Here is a 17,873-nt window from a genome sequence, read left to right as displayed (position 1 = left end):
CCTCAGGCTTGCGCGAACACGAAGTCGAGCGCGGTGGCGGGGTCGGGCTCGGGGCTGTCCTTGGCGAACGCGATCGCGGCTTCGACCCGGTCGCGGGCCTGCGCGGTGATCCCGGCGGCCGTCGCATCGTCGAGGACACCGTCAGTACGCAGCCGGTTTTCGTACGTGGGCAACGGATCCTTGCCCGGCACACCCTCCAAATCGGACCGATACCCCTGCGCGTCACCCTCGAAATGGCCCCACAGCCGCAAAGTGTGTACCTCGATCAGGCTCGGCCCTTCCCCGGCACGCGCCCGCGCGACCGCGCGTCCAGCCGCTTCGTGTACGGCCTCCACCGAGTTGTCCTCGACGCGCTCGCCCGGAATCCCGTACCCAGCGGCGCGGACCGCGTTGGACGTCACGCAGGTCGATGCGCTGCGCGGCACCGAAATACCCCAGTCGTTGTCCTCCACCAAGAACACCACCGGCAGCTGCCACAACGCGGCGAGGTTGAGCGATTCGTGGAAAGCGCCCTGGTTGGCCGCGCCCTCGCCGGTGACCGCGACGGCGATCCGGTCGGTACCGCGGCGCTGGAACGCGAGCGCCTGGCCGAGCGCGGGCGGGTAGCCCTCGGCGATGATGCCGGAGCACGAGAAATGCACCGCGGGGTCGAAAAGGTGCATGTGCCCGCCGCGGCCCTTGCCGAGACCGGTGACGCGGCCGAAGATCTCGGCGGTCATCTTGTCCAGGTCGACGCCGTGCGCGAGGGCGAAATGGTGCGGCCGGTGCGTGGCGGTGACGGCGTCGCCGGCGGTGAGGTGCGCGCACACGCCCGCGGCCACCGGTTCCTGCCCGGCGGACAGGTGCATTTCCCCGGGGACGAGGCCCGCCCCGATGTCGAAGACCGGCTTCTTGTCCGCGTGGTACTCGCGGAGGATGGCCTCCTCGTAGGTGCGGATCAGGACCATAGTCCGGTACAGGTCCAGCCTGTCCTGCGGTTCCATGTGACCTCCCGTTCGCTGTGGAGGTCACTTTCGCCGCGGTACCGGCGCCGGGCAACGGGCCCGATTTCAGATGGTGATAACGCCCCGTTCAGGAGGTCAGCGCGAGCGCACGCGACACCCGTTGGGCGGCCCGGCGCAGCGACTGCGGCTGCGCCGAACCCAGCCGCCGGGCAGGCAGCGAGATGGCGACCGCACCCAGCGCTCCCGGGGTACGGACCATGGTCGCCACGCACGCGGTGCCGAGCAGGTACTCCTCGCGGTCGTTGAAGACGTCGCCGCTCTGCGACAGCCGCTGCTCGAGGACGCGGGTGTCGGTGATGGTGTGCGGGGTGAGGTCGGCGAGCTGGTGCCGGGACAAGTAGTCGCGCCTGCCCACCGCGTCGAGGGCGGACAGGATGCACTTGCCGAACGCCGTCGCGTGCGCGGCCTCGTGCACGCCGACCCACAGGTCGACCGACGGTGCGGCAGGTCCGTCGGCGATGTCGATGAGCTTGATGTCGCCGTCGACGTAGAGCGAAAGGTATGCCGCGCCGCGGACTTCGTCGCGCAATGCGCGGAGCACCGGACGGATCCGGGGCAGCAACGCGTGCCGCGACGTGTGCTGCCGCAGCCCGCTGACCTGGCTGCCGAGCGCGTAACCGTCGTCGAGTTTGCAGAGGTAGCCCTCGTGGACCAGGGTGCGCAGCAGGTGGTACGTGGTGGGCAACGGCAGCCCGACACTGCGCGCGAGCACCTTCGCGGGCACCGGACGCTCGCTGGCACCGACCGCGTCGAGCAGATGCAGCGCACGTTGCACGGACCCGATCAAGGTCGGCTCGGCCGCCATCCCGTCACCTCCACCGCGCCACTGCGGCTTCCAGCATGCGCCAAGGCTCTGACCTGGGCAAGCGGCGTCAGCCGCAGAACTTGCGCTCCGCCTCGAACGGGTCCGGCGGGATGCTGACGCCGGTGCGGTGCCCGGCGCCGGTGAGGTTGTCCCAGAACCGGCCGGGTGACATCGGCTCCCGCGCCGACCGCTGGATTTCCGCGAGGTCCCCGCAGCTCAGCGCGTGCCGGGCGGCGGCGACCTGGTCCGGGTTGACGTCGGCGCGGACCACGAAGTTGCCCTGCGGCTGTACCGGCGCCGCGGGGTCTGCGTAGTCGGCCAGCAGCCAGGCGTTCCCGAGCGGTTTGGAGTGCCCCGGCTTGACCGTCGGGTAGTCGAACCGCGCGCCGATCGGGTTGGCCAGGCCCCAGAAGTCGATCACGCCGACGTCGGTGGGTGCCATCACCCCGACCGTACCCAGGTAGACCCCGATGATGGCGTTCCGCGAAGGCTGCCCACCCCGCAGCGGCGTGGTGAGCACCTCCTCGCGGATGCCCTGGTAGATCAGGGTTCGCTGGCCGTCGCCCGCACCGCTCGTGACGGCGTCCTTCAGGTGCTGCATCTTCCAGGTGAAATCGGCGGACTCGGTGGGGTACATCCGGCCGGTCCACGCGCGGTAGTAACCGCGTTCGTCGTCGATCAGGTTCTTGCCGCTGTCCACCGGGACGAACCTGCCGAGGCTCGCGCAGAAGATCGCCCAGGTCAGCAGCACCACCGCGGCCGCGCGGCTGCGCTTCGACGAAGGGAGCACCAGCACCGGCAGCAGGACCAGGAAGAAGATCGGCAGCACCATCCGCGCGTGCATGTAGTCGCCGCCGACCTTGAGCACGTACCCGAGGAGCAGCACCCCGGCGACCACCGGCGTGAGCGCGACGATCAGGTCCGTCTTGTTCTGCCGGCGGCGCAGCAGACTCGCCAGGAACACCGTCGCGAGTACCAGCGGCAGCCACAGCAGGTACGGGTTCACGAAGTCGCCGACGTACGCGAATCCGCGTGCCCACAACGATTCCCCGGCGTTCTTGGTGAGCGCGGGCATCGGCACGAGGATGCCGTAGAAACCCATCCGGAAGATCTCGTACCCCACCGGCAGCGCACCGGCCGCAGCCACCGCGGCGGCCGTCACCCGCCAGGTCGGCTTCACCACCAGCCACAGTGCCACCAGGAACACCGCGGCCACCAGCGCCTGTTCGGGCCGGACCAGCGGACCGAGGCCCATCACGAGAGCCGCTCCGACGATCGGTTTCGCCGCCGTGATGCCGCGCAGCCGTACGAGCAGCCACCAGCAGAGCGCCATCCAGAACGTGTTGAGCCCGGTTTCGAGGCCGGACGTCGCGTACTGCCACACCGGCCGCACGCCCAGCAGCGCGAAGATGCCGAAGGGGACCATCACGGCGGTGTGCCCGCCGTGCAGCCGCCGGGTCGCGTCCACCGCGAGGCCGAACCCGGTCGCGGTGAGCGCAAGGCCGAGCACCCACGACAGCGTGGACGTGTCGGTCTGCCCGAAAACGAACCCGGCGAATGCGAGCAGCCATTCCCACAACGCACTCGTCGCTGCTTCGGCTCGTTCACCGACATTGTACACCGGACCGTTTCCGGCGAGGATCTGCTGGACGATGCGGGTGAAGATCAGCGCGTCGTCACAAATCCAGCGGGTGAAATAGCCGAGAATGGCGATGAGGGCCACCGAACCGCCGGTCACCCAGCCGTTCCAGCGCATTCTCCGGCCGATTTCCGGCACATGGTTTTCGGCGCGCGGAAGCGCCCTGGGAATGGTGTTCATGACTGTTCCCTTTTATCCTCGGGCGAGACCGCGGCGGTAATCCCGGATGCCGATGCCGACCAGCAGCGCAATTCCTGTCCCCACCAGGCTCAGCTGTACCAGTTCGACCGGCTCGAATTCGCTCACCATGGTGGCTCTCAGCACCAGCGGCTGGATCAGGACCAACGCACAGCACGCGGCGAGGGAGAACGACCACGCCGCCGGCCGTTCTGCGCTACGGCGCCAGACCAGGTAACCCGGAATGACCAGCGCGGCCACCCAGGCGAACCAGGAAAGCCCGCGCAGTTCGAGGTCGGCGAAAAACCCGAAAACGAAGGCGGATCCGGCGGCCGCAGCCAACGCAGTCCCCCATTTCCTGGCATGCGCAAGCGGGGCGCCGTCGTGAAATCCGACGATGACGAGCAGCAGCGGAAGCCATTGGGGAACGAAATACCCGAGGAGGGCCGGGTTGAAGCTGAACGAATAGCGCCAGAGAAAGACGGCGAATCCGGCCGCCAGCATGAACCCGGCGGAAATCCGGGCCGCCCGGCGCTTTCCTTCGAGAAGAAGCCCGACCGGCACGATCACCGCCGCGGCGAGGCCGAGGTCACCGGCGAAATCGTTGTCCCACTGCGGGTGGAAAACGGCATTGGAGACCACATGCCCGACAGTGAGCAGGCTTTTCATGGCGCCCCAGAAAACGCCGAGCAAGGCAAGCAGCCGCACGGTGTCCCCGAGCGCCACCACCCGGGCGGGCGCGTGGCCGGCCGCCAGCCGCGCCCGCAGCCCGAGCCCGGCCATGGCCGCGAGCTCGCGCCATTCCGCGAAACGCCCGCCCCCGGCCGACCGCACGTCGAGAAGCGTGCCGACCATCTCGTCCTCCCGGTCGGCGCGATACCACCGCGGCAAGAGCCGCACCATCCGGCGGCACTGCAGTTCGGCCTGCATGGTGGTCATCCCCTTCCCTCCAGCCGCGGGGGCCGCCGGTCGACCTGCGATTCCGCACCCGCCATGACCTTCGAGCCATGGAGACCGCCGACCTGCAGTTCCTCCCCGGCCAGGACCTTCGGACCGCGGAGACGCCCGACCTGCGTTGCCACCCCGCTCATGCCCCACCCTCCGGTTGCGGAGACCACCAGCCACGGGCGCGCAGGACCGTGCTCGCCGCGTCGATGTTCGCGGCCAGCCGCCGGGTCTGGTCGGCCAGTGCGCGGCCGCCTGCCTCGGTGAGCCGGTAGTAGCGGCGCAGCCTGCCCTGGTGGATCTCCTCTTTGTCGCGCTCGGCCCAGCCGTCGGCGACCAGCCGGTCGAGCACGCCGTACAGCGTCCCCACCCGCAGCCGCACCCGTCCCTCGGACAGCGTCTCGACAGCCTGGACGATGCCGTAGCCGTGCTTCGGCTCGTCGGCCAGCGCAGTCAGGACCAGGAAGGCCTGCTCCGACATGCCTCGTTCGGTCACCCGTCCATATATATCACGTCGCGATATATGCCGGTTGGCGAGTATCCGTCCATAAGCAGCGGCTATGAGCCGGGCTCGGGCTGCGTCTTGGACGCGCGGGACGCTCCGATGCTGCGATGAGGGCATGGCGACCCAGCACCGCATTGCCCTCATCCCCGGCGACGGCATCGGGCAGGAGGTGACCCCGGCCGCGTGCCGCGTCCTCGACACCGTCGGCAAGCGGCACGGGATCACCTTCGGCTACGACGAGTTCGACTGGTCCTGCCGCCGCCACACCGAAACCGGCGCGATGATGCCCGGCGACGGCCTCGCGCGGATCCGCGACCACGACGCGATCTTCCTCGGCGCGGTCGGCGACCCCGCGGTACCCGACCACGTTTCCCTGTGGGGCTTGCTGATCCCGATCCGGCGCGAGTTCCGGCAGTACGTGAACCTGCGTCCGGTCAAGGTGTTCGAGGGCGTGGAGAGCCCGGTGCGGCGCGCGCTGGCCGGAGAGGTCGACCTGGTGGTGGTGCGGGAGAACATCGAGGGCGAGTACAGCGAGATCGGCGGACGGCTCGGCCGCGGTTTCCCGGAGGAAATGGCCGTGCAGGAGGCGGTTTTCACCCGGGCCGGGGTCACCCGGATCGCCGACTACGCCCTCGGGCTGGCGACCCGGCGGCGCGGGCTGCTGACGTCGGCGACGAAGTCGAACGGGATCGTGCACACGATGCCGTTCTGGGACGAGGTCGTCGCGGAACGGGCACTGTCCTATCCGGACGTGACGCTGGAGTCGGAGCACATCGATGCGTTGTGCGCCAAGGTGGTTCTCGACCCGGCACACTTCGACGTGATCACCGGGTCCAACCTGTTCGGCGACATCCTGAGCGACCTGACCGCCGCCGTGGCAGGCAGCATCGGCATCGCCCCGGCGGCCAACCTCAACCCGGAACGCGACTTCCCGTCCATGTTCGAACCGGTCCACGGCTCGGCCCCGGACATCGCCGGCCGCGGCATCGCGAACCCGCTCGGCGCGATCTGGGCCGCCGCGATGATGCTCGACCACCTCGGCCACGCCGAAGCGGCAGCCGCGGTGGAGCAGGCCATCGCCGACGTCCTCGCCCGGACCCCGGTCCGCACCCCTGACCTCGGCGGCACGGCGACGACCGCGGAGTTCACCGAGGCGGTACTGGAGTTCGCGATCGGCTGAGTGCGGTTGTGCTCATACCTACTCACTGGTAGGTTACCGGCCAGTCGTGATCCACTTCATGGTTCAAAGGGGAGTCATGATCGGGAAAACCGTCCGGACGCTGGCCGCTGCACTGTTGGTCACCTTCGCCATCACCCCCGCCGCCGAGGCGGCCACCGACTCGTTCTACCGCTTCGACGGCCCGTTGTCGTCCTACGCGCCGGGCACCGTGCTCAAGTCACGGACGCTCACGTATCACGTTTTCGGCTTCCCGACCCCGGTGCGGGCGACCCAGCTGCTCTACCGCACCACCGACGCGCAGGGCCGCGCGGTTGCCAACGTGACGTCGATCGTCCGTAATCCGTTGGGGGACAACGGAAAAGCCATCTCGTACCAGTCGGCGTACGACTCGCTCGACCCCGAGGACGCGCCCTCCCGCGCCATTGCCGGAGACGTCCGGCTCGGCGGCGTCCTGCCGAACGCCGAGTCCGCGCTGATCGCGCCGGCGCTCGCGCTGGGGTACAGCGTCGTCATTCCCGATACCGAGGGGCCGACCGCGGATTTCGCCGCCGGGCCCGAATACGGCCAGACCACTTTGGACTCCCTCCGCGCGGCAGTCCGGGTGCCCGGGCTGTCGGCGAACACCCGGTTCGGCCTCCTCGGCTACTCGGGCGGCGCGATCGCGACCGGCTGGGCGTCGGCGCTCGCGGCGAGTTACGCGCCGGACGTCGCGAAGAACCTCGTCGGGTTCGCCGAAGGCGGGGTGCTGGTGGATCCCGCGCACAACCTGAAGTACGTCGGCGGGAGCCCGATCTGGTCCGGGGTCATCCCGATGGCGCTGATCGGGGTGTCCCGCGGCTACGGCATCGACCTGAAGCCGTACGCGAGCGAGTACGGGCTCAAGGTGCTCGGGGAGATGGAAAACGCGTCGATTGCCGTCGCACTCGGCCGTTATCCCGGTCTCACGTGGCAGAAACTGGTGAAACCGGAGTACGCCGACCCGAACTCGGTACCGCCGTTCGTGGCCGCGGTGAACAAGGTCAACCTCGGCTCGGCGCCGACGCCGTCGATCCCCGGGTTCATCGGGCAGGCCAGCAACGGCGCACTGGAAGGCACGGTGAGCACCGAGCCCGGCGACGGGGTGATGGTGGCGGGTGACGTGCGTGCGCTGGCGCGGCAGTACTGCGCGACGGGCAATACGGGGATCAAGTACACGCAGTACGACGCCCTCAGCCACGCGACCGCGGTGCCGGTGTGGGCCCCGGCCGCGCTGACCTGGCTGAACGACCGATTCGCGGGTACCCCGGCGCCGTCCAGCTGCGGCCACATCCCGCCCGGGAATTCCCTGGCACCGGAGGTGCCTACGCGCTGATCCCCCGCGGCCGGTAGTCCGTGAAGGGAACCATCACGGAATCTGAGTCCGTGAAGGGAACCATGCGGGAATCTGAGTCCCTCATGGTTCCCTTCACGGACTTGTGACAAGGGCAGCGACTGGGCGGGGTGGACACGGTTCGGCGTCGAAATGTGTCCGAGTCCGTCACTGTGGGCTTATCACGGGGGCCGGGGTCGCACACTGGCGGGTATTCACCCGGCCTGTCCCGGGGGTGGGCGATCGGGTTGATCCATTCAGGCAGGCGCGTCATGAAAAACCGAATCGAGTCGTCTTCGGGTCGAAGAGTCATCCGTTTGATGCCGGTGTTCGCCGGAGTGCTGGTGTTGTCCTCGTGCAGTGGACCGGCGAGCGTTCCCGCGCCCACCAGTTCGGTGCCGGTGACCAGCGCGGCCCCCACCGCGACCCCGGTACCGTCCACTTCGGACAGTAAACCGGCCACGAGCCGTCCGGGGTGTGTGCAGGATTGGGGTACCGGAACAAAAGAAAGTGCGGGCTCGACGAGAAATGCGCTCTATCTCGTCAAAGCGAGCCGCCACGAGTGTTACGACGAGGTCGTCTTCACGATCAATGGCGCCGACGAGGTGGGGTACGTCGTGCGGTACGTGCCACTCGTGACGGCCGATCCTTCGGACGCGCCGCTGCCCGTCGCCGGGAATGCGGTGCTCCAGGTGGTGATCCGGGCGCCCGCGCAAGGCACCGACGACAGTGGACACCAACCTGGACGCGTCCTGGCCAAGACGGGCGACTACTTCGCCCAGCCCGCCGGATGGGACTCGGTGCGGGCGGTGCGGTTTGCGGGTTCGTTCGAGGGACAGTGCACCATTGCGATCGGTGTCCGCACGAAGCTGCCGTTCCGGGTGACCAGCCAAGTACGACAGGCCGATCAGATTCGCCTGGTCGTCGTCGATATCGCGCACTGAAAGGGGATCACGACACCTCGCGTACCGGAGCGGTGACCACCTCCGCCTCGGGATCGGTCAACTGCCAGCCGCCGCGGCGCCGGAGGACGAGCAGGTAATAGCCGACTGCCAGCACGGCGATTCCGGCGGTGACGATGAGGCTCGGGCGGCCGATCACCGGGTCGGTTGCGTTGAGGTACAACACAAAAGCAAGTGCGAGGAGTGCCAGCACCGGTGCAACCGGGAAAAGCGGCATCCGGTACTTCGCGCCTGCGGTCACCCCTGAGCGGCGGCCGAGGATCGCACCGAGACACAATGCCGCGTACACCACGACAATCGACGTGCTCGTCACGACGGTGAGCACCTGCGAGTCCACAAAGCACAGTGCCGCGGCGACGAAACCCGTTGCCAAGGTGGCAATCCAGGGCGTCCCGAATCGAGGGTGCACCGAAGCCAGCGCGCGGTTGATCAGACTGGGCCAGGCGCGGTCGCGTCCGCTGCTGAACACCAGACGGGAACTGATCAGCACGATCGCGAGCACGGCGTTGATGATGGCCAGCGCGACCGCCAAGCTCAGCACCGTGTCCAATGTGGACCCACCGCGAGCCTGCACGAAATATGACAACATGTTGGGAGAACTGAACAAAGTCCCGAGATCCGGTGCCCCCATGAGCACCGCCGTCACCGGGACCAGCTCGGCCAGCACGGTCACCCCGAGTCCCATGAGGACAGCCCGCGCGACCCCGCGGCCGGCATCCTTGGTCTCCTCTCCGAAATAGACCGCCGAGCCGTAACCGTTGTAGGCGAAGATCGCAATGGCGGTGGCGACGATTACCGCACTGATCGTCGCCGTGCCGCCGCCGGGGGCGACCGGATGCGCGAGCAGGTCGGTGAACGGCCGGGCGGGGCGGGCCAGGCCGAGCACGGCGACGACGACGAGCGCAAGCAGTTCCACGGCAAGGAAAATGCCGGTGACCCACGCGTTCAGCTTGATGTCGAACACCGCGACGACCGCCGCGACCACGCAGGTCACCGCCGCCACCACGGCCGGGGAGACGCCGGGCAGCACCACGCTGAGGTACGTGCCGACGCCGAGCGCGATCACCGCGACGATCAGTACCTGCGTCACGATCATGATGCCCAGCACCATGAACCCGGGCAACCGGCCGAGCGTACGCGCCGCGATGGCGTACTCGCCGCCCGCGACCGGGAAGGCCGAGCCCAGTTCGGCGTACACGAAGGCCATGAAGACGCCGACCACGGCGGCGGCGAGGAAGCTGTAGAAGGCGCCCGATCCGGCGCCGGCGAGGACGCCCGGCGCGATGACGAACACCGAGGACGCCGGGCTGATCGCGGAGAGGGTGATCAGCAGCATGCCGAGGGTGCGCAACCCGCGGCGCAAGACGGGGGTGGACAACGCTGGCCTCCATCACGTCGTTGTTTGAATGGAACTCAAAAAACCAGCCGGCGTTCAGCTAAGGCCCTCGACACACGTTCGTCAAGGGGCGCGAACCCAGGGCTTGCATTTTTCGCGATTTGTTCAAAGAATCAGCGGTATGGCGAGACCGAGCAAGGCCCCCGAGCGGCGGGCGGAACTGGTGGCGGCGGCGCGGCGGACGGTCGTCGAGCGCGGGGTGCTGAACCTGCGGCTGCGCGACGTCGCGGACAGCGCCGGCATGTCACCGGGTTCCCTGCTGTACTACTACCCGTCACTGAGCGACCTGCTCGAGGAGGTCCAGCGCGAGGCCGTCGACCGATTTTGCGTGGCCCGCGAGGAGGCCGTCGCCGCGGAGCGCGACCCGCGGGCCCGGCTTCGCGCGATGATCGGCAGCGGACTGCCGAACGGCAAGAACGACGAGCTGTGCGTGCTGCTGTACGAGCTCGGCACCATCGCGCGGCGCGATCCGGCGTACGCGGCGCGGCACATCGCGCTGTACGAACGGCAGGTCCGCAGCTACACCGGAATCCTCGAAGCCGGCGCGGCGACCGGGATTTTCGAGCTGACCGACGATCCGGTCACCATCGCGCGCAACCTCGTCACCCTCGAAGACGGGTATGGCCTGCACCTGACCCAAGCAGTACCGCCGATCGAACGGGCGAGCGCCGAAGCGATGGTGCTGTCCTACGCCCGGGTCTCGACGAGCTGCAGCCTGGAGGAAACCGTATGACCCGCGCCCGCGACCTCGGCCTGGCTCTCGCCGGCGAACCCGGACCGCACAACGCGATCACCGACGTGCCCGGGGTCGAGGTGGGATACACCACGCTGGTCGAGGGCGCGTCCGTCCGCACCGGGGTCACGGCGGTGCTGCCACGCGGCCATGCCCAGTTCGACGTCCCGTGCGCAGCAGGTACGTTTTCCCTCAACGGCAACGGGGAGATGACCGGCCGCGCGTGGCTTGCCGAGACCGGGTCGCTCACACTGCCGGTGCTCATCACCAGCACGCACGCGGTCGGGCCGTGCCACCGCGGCGTGATCGACTGGGTGGTGCGCGAACGCCCGGCCGCGGCGGCGGAGTGGCTGCTGCCGGTGGTCGCCGAAACCTGGGACGGTTACCTCAACGACGTCAACGCGCCCACCATCCACACTGGACACGCGGTGGCCGCGATCGATGCTGCCGCAACGGGTCCACTGGCCGAAGGTTCCGTGGGCGGCGGCACGGGGATGACGTGTTACGGCTTCAAGGGCGGCTCCGGCACGTCGTCGCGAGTGGTGGCGCATGGCCCGGACAGCTACACCGTCGGCGCACTGGTGCAGGCGAATTTCGGCAGCCGCGCAGAGCTGACTGTCGCCGGGGAACCGCTCGGCGCGGAACTCGCCGCGGACAACCCGATGGCCGACCCGGGCTGGCTCGCCCCGGCGGGCGCGGGGTCGGTGATCGTGGTGGTGGGCACGGACGCGCCGCTGCTGCCCGGGCAGTGCACGGCACTGGCCCGGCGCGTCCCGCTGGGCCTCGCCCGCACGGGTACCACCGGGTCGCACTTCTCCGGCGATCTTTTCCTGGCCTTCAGCACCGCCAACGCGGGCGCGCTGACCAGCCATTTCCCGCGTCCGGACGATCCGCAGTACGAGCAGCTGCGCTTCGTTCCGTGGGGCGCGATCGACCCGTTCTTCGAGGCGGCGGTGCAGACGGTCGAGGAGGCGGTGCTCAATGCATTGGTGGCGAACGAGGAGATGACCGGCTATCGGGGACGTCGGGTACCTGCGCTGCCGCTGTCTCGCTGGCGTCCCGCACCACCGTCGCGCTGAGCCCGGGGGAAGTCCGTGAAGGTTCGGCTTGAGGGAACTGTTGCGGTGGGGCACCCCGAAGCCGGAATTGTGACTACGGTCTGGGGTTGTTTGTCAAGGCGGGAAAGATGCCTTGACAAACAGCCCCAGACCGTGTTTTGGCTTCGTATCGGGGTGCAGGGCCGGGTCTGGGTGCCTGGGTCGGATGGGGGCGCGCGTGCGGCCTGGGGCTGGCTGCCCGGTCGCGCGGGGTGCGCGGGTGCGGCCTGGGGCTGGGTGAAGTCCGTGAAGGGAACCATGAGGGATTCAGATTCCGTGATGGTTCCCTTCACGGACGTCTACCGCAGCGAGCGAGGCTTGCCCAGGCCCGGATGGATCGTATATGATTTGAGATATCTTCCGTAGTCGACATCCGGGCAGGTCACCCTCCATGAGTTCGGCATCGAGCACTAGCCCGCCGGAGCGGCCGGGCAAGGTCATTGCGCTGCATGTGAACTACCCGTCGCGGGCGGCGCAGCGGGGGCGGACTCCGGCGAAGCCCTCCTACTTCCTCAAGCCCGCTACCTCGGTCAGCGTCTCCGGCACCCCCGTCGAGCGTCCCGCGGGCACCGAGCTGCTGGCCTTCGAGGGCGAGATCGCGCTGGTCATCGGCGAGAAAGCGCGGCGGGTCGAGCCGGCGAAGGGCTGGGCGTACGTCCACGGCGTCACCGCCGCCAACGACTTCGGCGTATACGATCTGCGCCACGCCGACGGCGGCTCCAACCTCCGTTCCAAAGGCGGCGACGGCTTCACCCCGCTCGGCCCCGCCGTCCTTCCCGCGGCCGAGATCGACCCGGCACAGCTGCGCATCCGCACCTGGGTCAACGGCGAACTGGTCCAGGACGACACCACGGAAGACCTCATCTTCCCCTTCGGCACCCTGGTCGCCGACCTGTCGCAGCTGATCACCCTCGAACCCGGCGACATCATCCTCACCGGCACCCCAGCCGGATCGTCCGTCGTCCAGCCGGGTGACACCGTCGAGGTCGAAGTAACGAGCGGCAACCACAGCACGGGGAAACTCGTCACCCCGATCACCGAAGGCACCGTCCCGCTCGGCAGCTTCGGCGCGCAACCCAAGGTCGACGACGCCCAGCGCGAGCAGGCATACGGCGACCGCGAATCCGCCGGACTCCCCCCGGAATTCGTCCTCACCGACGAGCTCAAAGCCAAACTCACGAGTGTCGGCACCGCAACTTTGTCCGCGCAGCTGCGTAAAAACGGCTACAACCACGTCTCCATCGACGGCCTCGCCACCACCCGCCCGGACGCGAAACTCATCGGCCGCGCAAGGACCCTTCGCTACGTCCCCTTCCGCGAAGACCTCTTCAAATCCCACGGCGGCGGCTTCAACGCCCAGAAACGCGCGATCGACACGCTGAACCCCGGCGACGTCCTCGTGATGGAAGCCCGCCGCGAGACGGGCACCGGCACGATCGGCGACATCCTCGCGTTGCGCGCGCAGGTCCGCGGGGCCGCCGGAATCGTCACCGACGGCGGGGTCCGTGACCTGAATGCCGTGGCAGCGCTGGACATTCCGACTTACCACGCCGGTCCGCACCCCGCGGTGCTCGGCCGCCGCCACGTGCCGTGGGACACCGACGTCACCATCGCCTGCGGTGGCGCCACCGTGCAGCCAGGCGACGTCATCGTCGGCGACGGAGACGGCGTCCTGGTGATCCCGCCGCACCTCGTCGAGCAGATCGCCGACGCGGCCATCGAGCAGGAGCGGCAGGAAACGTTCATCGCCGAACAGGTCGCGGCCGGCGAAAGCGTCGACGGGCTGTACCCGATGAACGACCACTGGAAAGCCAGGTACGAGCAGTGGCGCCGGTGAACGGCGAAAGCAAGGCGCAGCGGGCGTACCGGTGGATCAAGGACCGGATCGCCGACCGCACTTTCGGCCCCGGCTACCGGCTGGTGCTCGGCCAGATCGCGCGCGAGCTGGACGTCAGCGTGGTGCCGGTGCGCGAGGCGATCCGGCTGCTCGAAGCCGAAGGCCTGGTCACCTTCGAGCGCAACGTCGGCGCGCAGGTGGTGATGGTCGACGAGACCGCGTACGAGCACACCATGCAAACCCTTGCGCTGGTGGAAGGCTTTGCCACCTCGCTGTCCGCGCCGCATCTGTCCACTGAGGACCTCGAACGAGCGCGCACGGTGAACGAACAGATGCGGCTGTGCCTCGAACATTTCGAACCGCACCGCTTCACCGAACTCAACCAGGAATTCCACTCGGTCCTTTTCGAACCGTGCCCGAACCCGCACGTGCTCGACCTCGTACACCGCGGCTGGCACCGGCTGAACTCGTTGCGCGACTCCACGTTCAGCTTCGTCCCCGGCCGCGCGCACGAGTCGGTGAAGGAGCACGAGCAGCTGCTGGTGCTGATCGAACAGCACGCCGACCCGCTCGAAATCGAGCTCGCCGCCCGGCGGCACCGCACTGCCACCCTCGACGCCTACCTCGACCGGCGGACCACCGCCGAAGTACCCAGGAAGGACCCCGCCCCATGAGGTTCCGCAGTACTCCGAACGCCATCACCGGCTCGATCGCGCCGCTGATGACCCCGTTCCTCGACACCGGCGAACTCGACCACGAGAGCCTCACGAACCTCGTGCGCTGGCAGCTGGCATCCGGGTCGCACGGCGTGTCGATCGGCGGGTCCACCGGTGAGCCCGGCGCGATGACGGTGGCCGAGCGGGCGGACGCGATCCGCACGGTCGCCAAGGTCGTCGACGATCGCGTGCCGTTCATGCCCGGCACCGGTTCGGCGAAACTCGACGAGACGATGGAACTCACCGCCGCCGCCCGCGACGCCGGGATCGACGCCGCGCTGATCATCACCCCGTATTACGCGCGGCCAACGCAGGAAGCGCTGTACGTCTGGTACGCCACGGTTGCCAAGGAATTCCCCGACCTGCCGATCGTCGCGTACAACGTGCCGAGCCGCACGTCCGTCGACCTGGCCCCGGAGACGGTCGCGCGGCTGTTCCGCAACTTCGACAACTTTGTCGGGATCAAGGAAACCACCAAGGACTTCGAGCATTTCTCGCGCGTGCTGCACTTGTGCGGCAAGGATTTGCTCGTCTGGTCGGGGATCGAACTGCTGTGTCTGCCGCTGCTTTCGCTGGGCGGCGCCGGGTTCGTCAGCGCCACCGCCAACATCGCCCCGGCGGCCAGCGCCGAGATGTACCGCGCCTGGACCGCAGGTGACTTCGATCGCGCCCGCGAGATCCACTACGGCCTGCACCCGCTGGTCGACCTGCTGTTCGTGGAGACCAATCCCGCGCCCGGCAAGTGGGTGCTGGAACAACGCGGCCTCATCCGCTCCGGGTACGTGCGCCCGCCGCTGATCACCCCGACCGAACCGGGGATCGCGCGCATCACCGAGCTCATGCACCAGGGCGAGTACTTCCTCTCCCCGGCCGACGGCTTCATCCTGGAAGGAAACTGACCATGACCGCGCATCACGTTCCGGCGGACCTGCCGGAGCACATCCGCCACTACATCGGCGGCGCGCCGGCCGACAGCGTCTCCGGCGCCACCTTCGAGGTGCTCGACCCGGTCACCAACCAGCCGTACCTCACCGCTTCGGCCGGGCAGGCGGAGGACGTCGACCTCGCGGTCGCCGCGGCGAAGGAAGCGTTCGACCACGGGCCATGGCCGAAAATGCTGCCGCGGCAGCGCGCCCGGGTGCTGAACAAGATCGCCGACCTGGTGGAGAGCCGCGACGCTCGGCTGTCCGAGCTCGAGACGTTCGACACCGGCCTGCCGATCACCCAAGCCCTCGGCCAGGCACAGCGCGCGGCGGAGAACTTCCGGTTCTTCGCCGACCTGATCGTCGCGCAGGCCGACGACGCCTACAAAGTGCCGGGCCGCCAGGTCAACTACGTCAACCGCAAGCCGGTAGGCGTCGCCGGGCTGATCACGCCGTGGAATACGCCGTTCATGCTGGAAAGCTGGAAACTCGCGCCCGCGCTGGCAGCCGGGTGCACCGTGGTGCTGAAGCCCGCCGAGTTCACGCCGCTTTCGGCGAGCCTGTGGGCGGACATCTTCCGCGAGGCCGGTCTCCCCGACGGCGTGTTCAACCTGGTCAACGGTCTCGGCGAGGAAGCCGGGGACGCGCTGGTCAAGCATCCGGACGTCCGGCTGATCTCGTTCACCGGCGAAACCACCACCGGTGAAACGATCTTCCGCAACTGCGCGCCCGGGCTCAAGGGCATGTCGATGGAGCTGGGCGGCAAATCGCCCGCCGTCGTGTTTGCCGACGCGGACTTCGAAGCCGCACTGGACTCCACGCTGTTCGGCGTGTTCTCGCTCAATGGCGAACGCTGCACCGCAGGCAGCCGAATCCTCGTCGAGCGCTCGATCTACGACGAATTCTGCGCGCGATATGCCGAACGCGCGCGGAATATCGTGGTCGGCGATCCGCACGACCCGGCTACCGAGGTCGGCGCACTGGTGCACCCGGAGCACTTCGACAAGGTGATGAGCTACGTCGAGATCGGCAAGACCGAAGGCAGGCTGCTGACCGGTGGCGGGCGACCGGAGGGCTTGGACACCGGAAACTACGTGGCCCCCACGGTGTTCGCCGACGTCAAGCCGGACGCGCGGATCTTCCAGGAGGAGATCTTCGGCCCGGTCGTCGCGATCACGCCGTTCGACAGCGACGAGGAAGCGCTGGAGCTGGCCAACAACGTCAAATACGGCCTGGCCGCGTACGTCTGGACCACCGACCTCACTCGCGGGCACCTGTTCGCGCAGGGCATCGAGGCCGGGATGGTTTGGCTGAACTCACACAACGTGCGTGACCTGCGGACGCCGTTCGGCGGGGTCAAGGCGTCCGGGCTCGGGCACGAGGGCGGGTACCGCTCGATCGATTTCTACACCGAACAGCAGGCCGTGCACATCACGCTCGGCGACGTGCACACGGCGCGCTTCGGGGCCGGGAAGGACAAGGTATGACCGCCACTGCACCGGACGTGATCCGCTGCGCGTACGCCGAGCTCGTCGTGCGTGATCTGCGTGCGTCGCGGGAGTTCTACGTCGACGTGCTCGGTCTCGTGGTGACCTACGAGGACGACGAAGCGATCTACCTGCGCGCGTTCGAGGAGTACCTGCACCATTCGCTGATCCTGCGCAAGGGCCCGGAACCGGCGCTGGCTGTGCTCGCGTACCGGGTGCGCAGTGCGGCGGAGCTCGACGTCGCCGAGGCGTACTACCGCGAACTCGGCGTGCCCGTACGCCGTCTTCCCGCCGGAACCACGCGCGGAATCGGCGAAGCAGTACGGATTCAGGACCCGCTCGGGTTCCCGGTGGAGTTCTTCTACGACGCTGAGCACGTCGAGCGATTCACCCAGCGCTACGACGTACACGGCCCGGGTGCGCTGTCGCGGCTGGACCACTTCAATGTGAACACGCCGGACGTTCCGGCCGGGCGCGCGTACTACGAAGGTCTGGGATTCCGCGTGTCCGAAGACATCCGAGACGACGAGGGCACGGTGTACGCGGCGTGGATGTTCCGCAAGCCGACCGTGCACGACGTCGCGCTCACCGGCGGCGCGGGGCCGCGGCTGCACCACATCGCGTTCGCGACCCACGAGCGGCACCAGATCCTGCACATCTGCGACCACCTCGGGGCGCTCCGGAAGTCCGGCCAGATCGAGCGCGGGCCGGGGCGGCACGGCGTGTCGAACGCGTTCTACCTGTACGTCCGAGACCCGGACGGGCACCGGATCGAGATCTACACGCACGACTATTACACCGGGGACCCGGACAACCCGGTGATCAGCTGGGACGTGCACGACAGCCAGCGGCGCGACTGGTGGGGCAATCCGGTGGTGCCGAGCTGGTACACCGAGGCGTCGCGGGTCCTCGACCTGGACGGCCGGCTGCAACCGGTGTCCGAGCGCACCGAGACGAAGGAAATGGACGTGACCATCGGCGCGGACGGCTTCTCCTACACCCGCACCCCGGACAGCGCCCCCGACCTTGGCTTCAAGTTGGGAGAACAGGTCTAGGGTCCGTGCAGGGAGCTGCTCCCTGCGCGGACTTGCCGCAGCAGCGCAGCACTTCGACGGAGAG

17 protein-coding genes are annotated in these 17,873 nt (G+C 68.5%); 10 read left to right on the top strand and 7 right to left on the bottom strand.

Going from position 1 to position 17,873, the window contains the following annotated elements:
- Window positions 1-2 precede the first annotated feature (2 nt).
- The 6 genes from OO71_RS07060 to OO71_RS07040 all read right to left on the bottom strand — a co-directional run bounded on the left by OO71_RS07060 (window position 3) and on the right by OO71_RS07040 (window position 5,066).
- A complete protein-coding gene (locus tag OO71_RS07060; RefSeq protein WP_033288842.1) occupies window positions 3-983 on the bottom strand; it encodes a thiamine pyrophosphate-dependent dehydrogenase E1 component subunit alpha in 981 nt (326 codons plus the stop codon).
- 88 nt (window positions 984-1,071) lie between these two features.
- A complete protein-coding gene (locus tag OO71_RS07055; RefSeq protein ID WP_033288841.1) occupies window positions 1,072-1,809 on the bottom strand; it encodes an IclR family transcriptional regulator in 738 nt (245 codons plus the stop codon).
- A 67-nt stretch (window positions 1,810-1,876) separates the two neighbouring features.
- Window positions 1,877-3,628 (bottom strand): arabinofuranosyltransferase AftB family protein, encoded by a 1,752-nt coding sequence (locus tag OO71_RS07050; protein ID WP_033288840.1) that lies wholly within the window; start codon window positions 3,626-3,628, stop codon window positions 1,877-1,879.
- Between the two features lie 12 nt (window positions 3,629-3,640).
- Window positions 3,641-4,564: a hypothetical protein gene (locus OO71_RS07045; RefSeq protein WP_051791166.1), complete on the bottom strand. Its 924-nt coding sequence runs from the start codon at window positions 4,562-4,564 to the stop codon at window positions 3,641-3,643.
- Entirely contained in the window at window positions 4,561-4,716 is a 156-nt protein-coding gene (locus tag OO71_RS49925; RefSeq protein WP_156096210.1) for a hypothetical protein, read from the bottom strand. Before OO71_RS49925 ends, OO71_RS07045 begins: the two co-directional genes overlap by 4 nt.
- On the bottom strand, window positions 4,713-5,066 hold the full coding sequence (locus OO71_RS07040; RefSeq protein ID WP_245633593.1) for a PadR family transcriptional regulator: 354 nt from the start codon (window positions 5,064-5,066) through the stop codon (window positions 4,713-4,715). The genes OO71_RS49925 and OO71_RS07040 overlap by 4 nt, the downstream gene beginning before the upstream one ends.
- 124 nt (window positions 5,067-5,190) lie before the next feature.
- Between OO71_RS07040 and OO71_RS07035 the strand changes: the two genes are divergently transcribed.
- The 3 genes from OO71_RS07035 (at window position 5,191) to OO71_RS07025 (ending at window position 8,547) form a co-directional block, all read left to right on the top strand.
- Window positions 5,191-6,255, top strand: a complete 1,065-nt coding sequence (locus tag OO71_RS07035; RefSeq protein WP_033288838.1) for a tartrate dehydrogenase — start codon at window positions 5,191-5,193, stop codon at window positions 6,253-6,255.
- A 76-nt stretch (window positions 6,256-6,331) separates the two neighbouring features.
- Window positions 6,332-7,606: a lipase family protein gene (locus OO71_RS07030; RefSeq protein WP_033288837.1), complete on the top strand. Its 1,275-nt coding sequence runs from the start codon at window positions 6,332-6,334 to the stop codon at window positions 7,604-7,606.
- A 317-nt stretch (window positions 7,607-7,923) separates the two neighbouring features.
- On the top strand, window positions 7,924-8,547 hold the full coding sequence (locus OO71_RS07025; RefSeq protein WP_051791164.1) for an AMIN-like domain-containing (lipo)protein: 624 nt from the start codon (window positions 7,924-7,926) through the stop codon (window positions 8,545-8,547).
- A gap of 7 nt (window positions 8,548-8,554) precedes the next feature.
- On the opposite strand, the gene OO71_RS07020 is transcribed toward OO71_RS07025, so the two are convergent.
- Entirely contained in the window at window positions 8,555-9,943 is a 1,389-nt protein-coding gene (locus OO71_RS07020) for an APC family permease (RefSeq protein ID WP_033288836.1), read from the bottom strand.
- A 139-nt stretch (window positions 9,944-10,082) separates the two neighbouring features.
- Here OO71_RS07020 and OO71_RS07015 point away from each other — a divergent pair, with 139 nt between their 5' ends.
- The 7 genes from OO71_RS07015 to hpaD all read left to right on the top strand — a co-directional run bounded on the left by OO71_RS07015 (window position 10,083) and on the right by hpaD (window position 17,809).
- Window positions 10,083-10,694, top strand: coding sequence for a TetR/AcrR family transcriptional regulator (locus tag OO71_RS07015; RefSeq protein ID WP_033288835.1), 612 nt, complete (start codon window positions 10,083-10,085; stop codon window positions 10,692-10,694).
- Window positions 10,691-11,773: a DmpA family aminopeptidase gene (locus OO71_RS07010; protein ID WP_033288834.1), complete on the top strand. Its 1,083-nt coding sequence runs from the start codon at window positions 10,691-10,693 to the stop codon at window positions 11,771-11,773. Before OO71_RS07015 ends, OO71_RS07010 begins: the two co-directional genes overlap by 4 nt.
- Window positions 11,774-12,182: 409 nt before the next feature.
- A complete protein-coding gene (locus OO71_RS07005; protein ID WP_033288833.1) occupies window positions 12,183-13,628 on the top strand; it encodes a fumarylacetoacetate hydrolase family protein in 1,446 nt (481 codons plus the stop codon).
- Entirely contained in the window at window positions 13,616-14,302 is a 687-nt protein-coding gene (locus OO71_RS07000; RefSeq protein ID WP_033288832.1) for a GntR family transcriptional regulator, read from the top strand. Before OO71_RS07005 ends, OO71_RS07000 begins: the two co-directional genes overlap by 13 nt.
- Window positions 14,299-15,243, top strand: coding sequence for a 4-hydroxy-tetrahydrodipicolinate synthase (gene dapA, locus OO71_RS06995; RefSeq protein ID WP_033288831.1), 945 nt, complete (start codon window positions 14,299-14,301; stop codon window positions 15,241-15,243). The genes OO71_RS07000 and dapA overlap by 4 nt, the downstream gene beginning before the upstream one ends.
- Window positions 15,244-15,245: 2 nt before the next feature.
- Window positions 15,246-16,754, top strand: a complete 1,509-nt coding sequence (gene hpaE / locus OO71_RS06990) for a 5-carboxymethyl-2-hydroxymuconate semialdehyde dehydrogenase (RefSeq protein WP_033288830.1) — start codon at window positions 15,246-15,248, stop codon at window positions 16,752-16,754.
- Entirely contained in the window at window positions 16,751-17,809 is a 1,059-nt protein-coding gene (hpaD, locus tag OO71_RS06985; RefSeq protein WP_033288829.1) for a 3,4-dihydroxyphenylacetate 2,3-dioxygenase, read from the top strand. Before hpaE ends, hpaD begins: the two co-directional genes overlap by 4 nt.
- The last annotated feature ends 64 nt before the right edge of the window (window positions 17,810-17,873 follow it).

The organism is Amycolatopsis jejuensis, assembly GCF_000717335.1.
GTDB lineage: Bacteria > Actinomycetota > Actinomycetes > Mycobacteriales > Pseudonocardiaceae > Amycolatopsis > Amycolatopsis jejuensis.
This window is presented reverse-complemented; position numbering and strand designations above follow the sequence as displayed.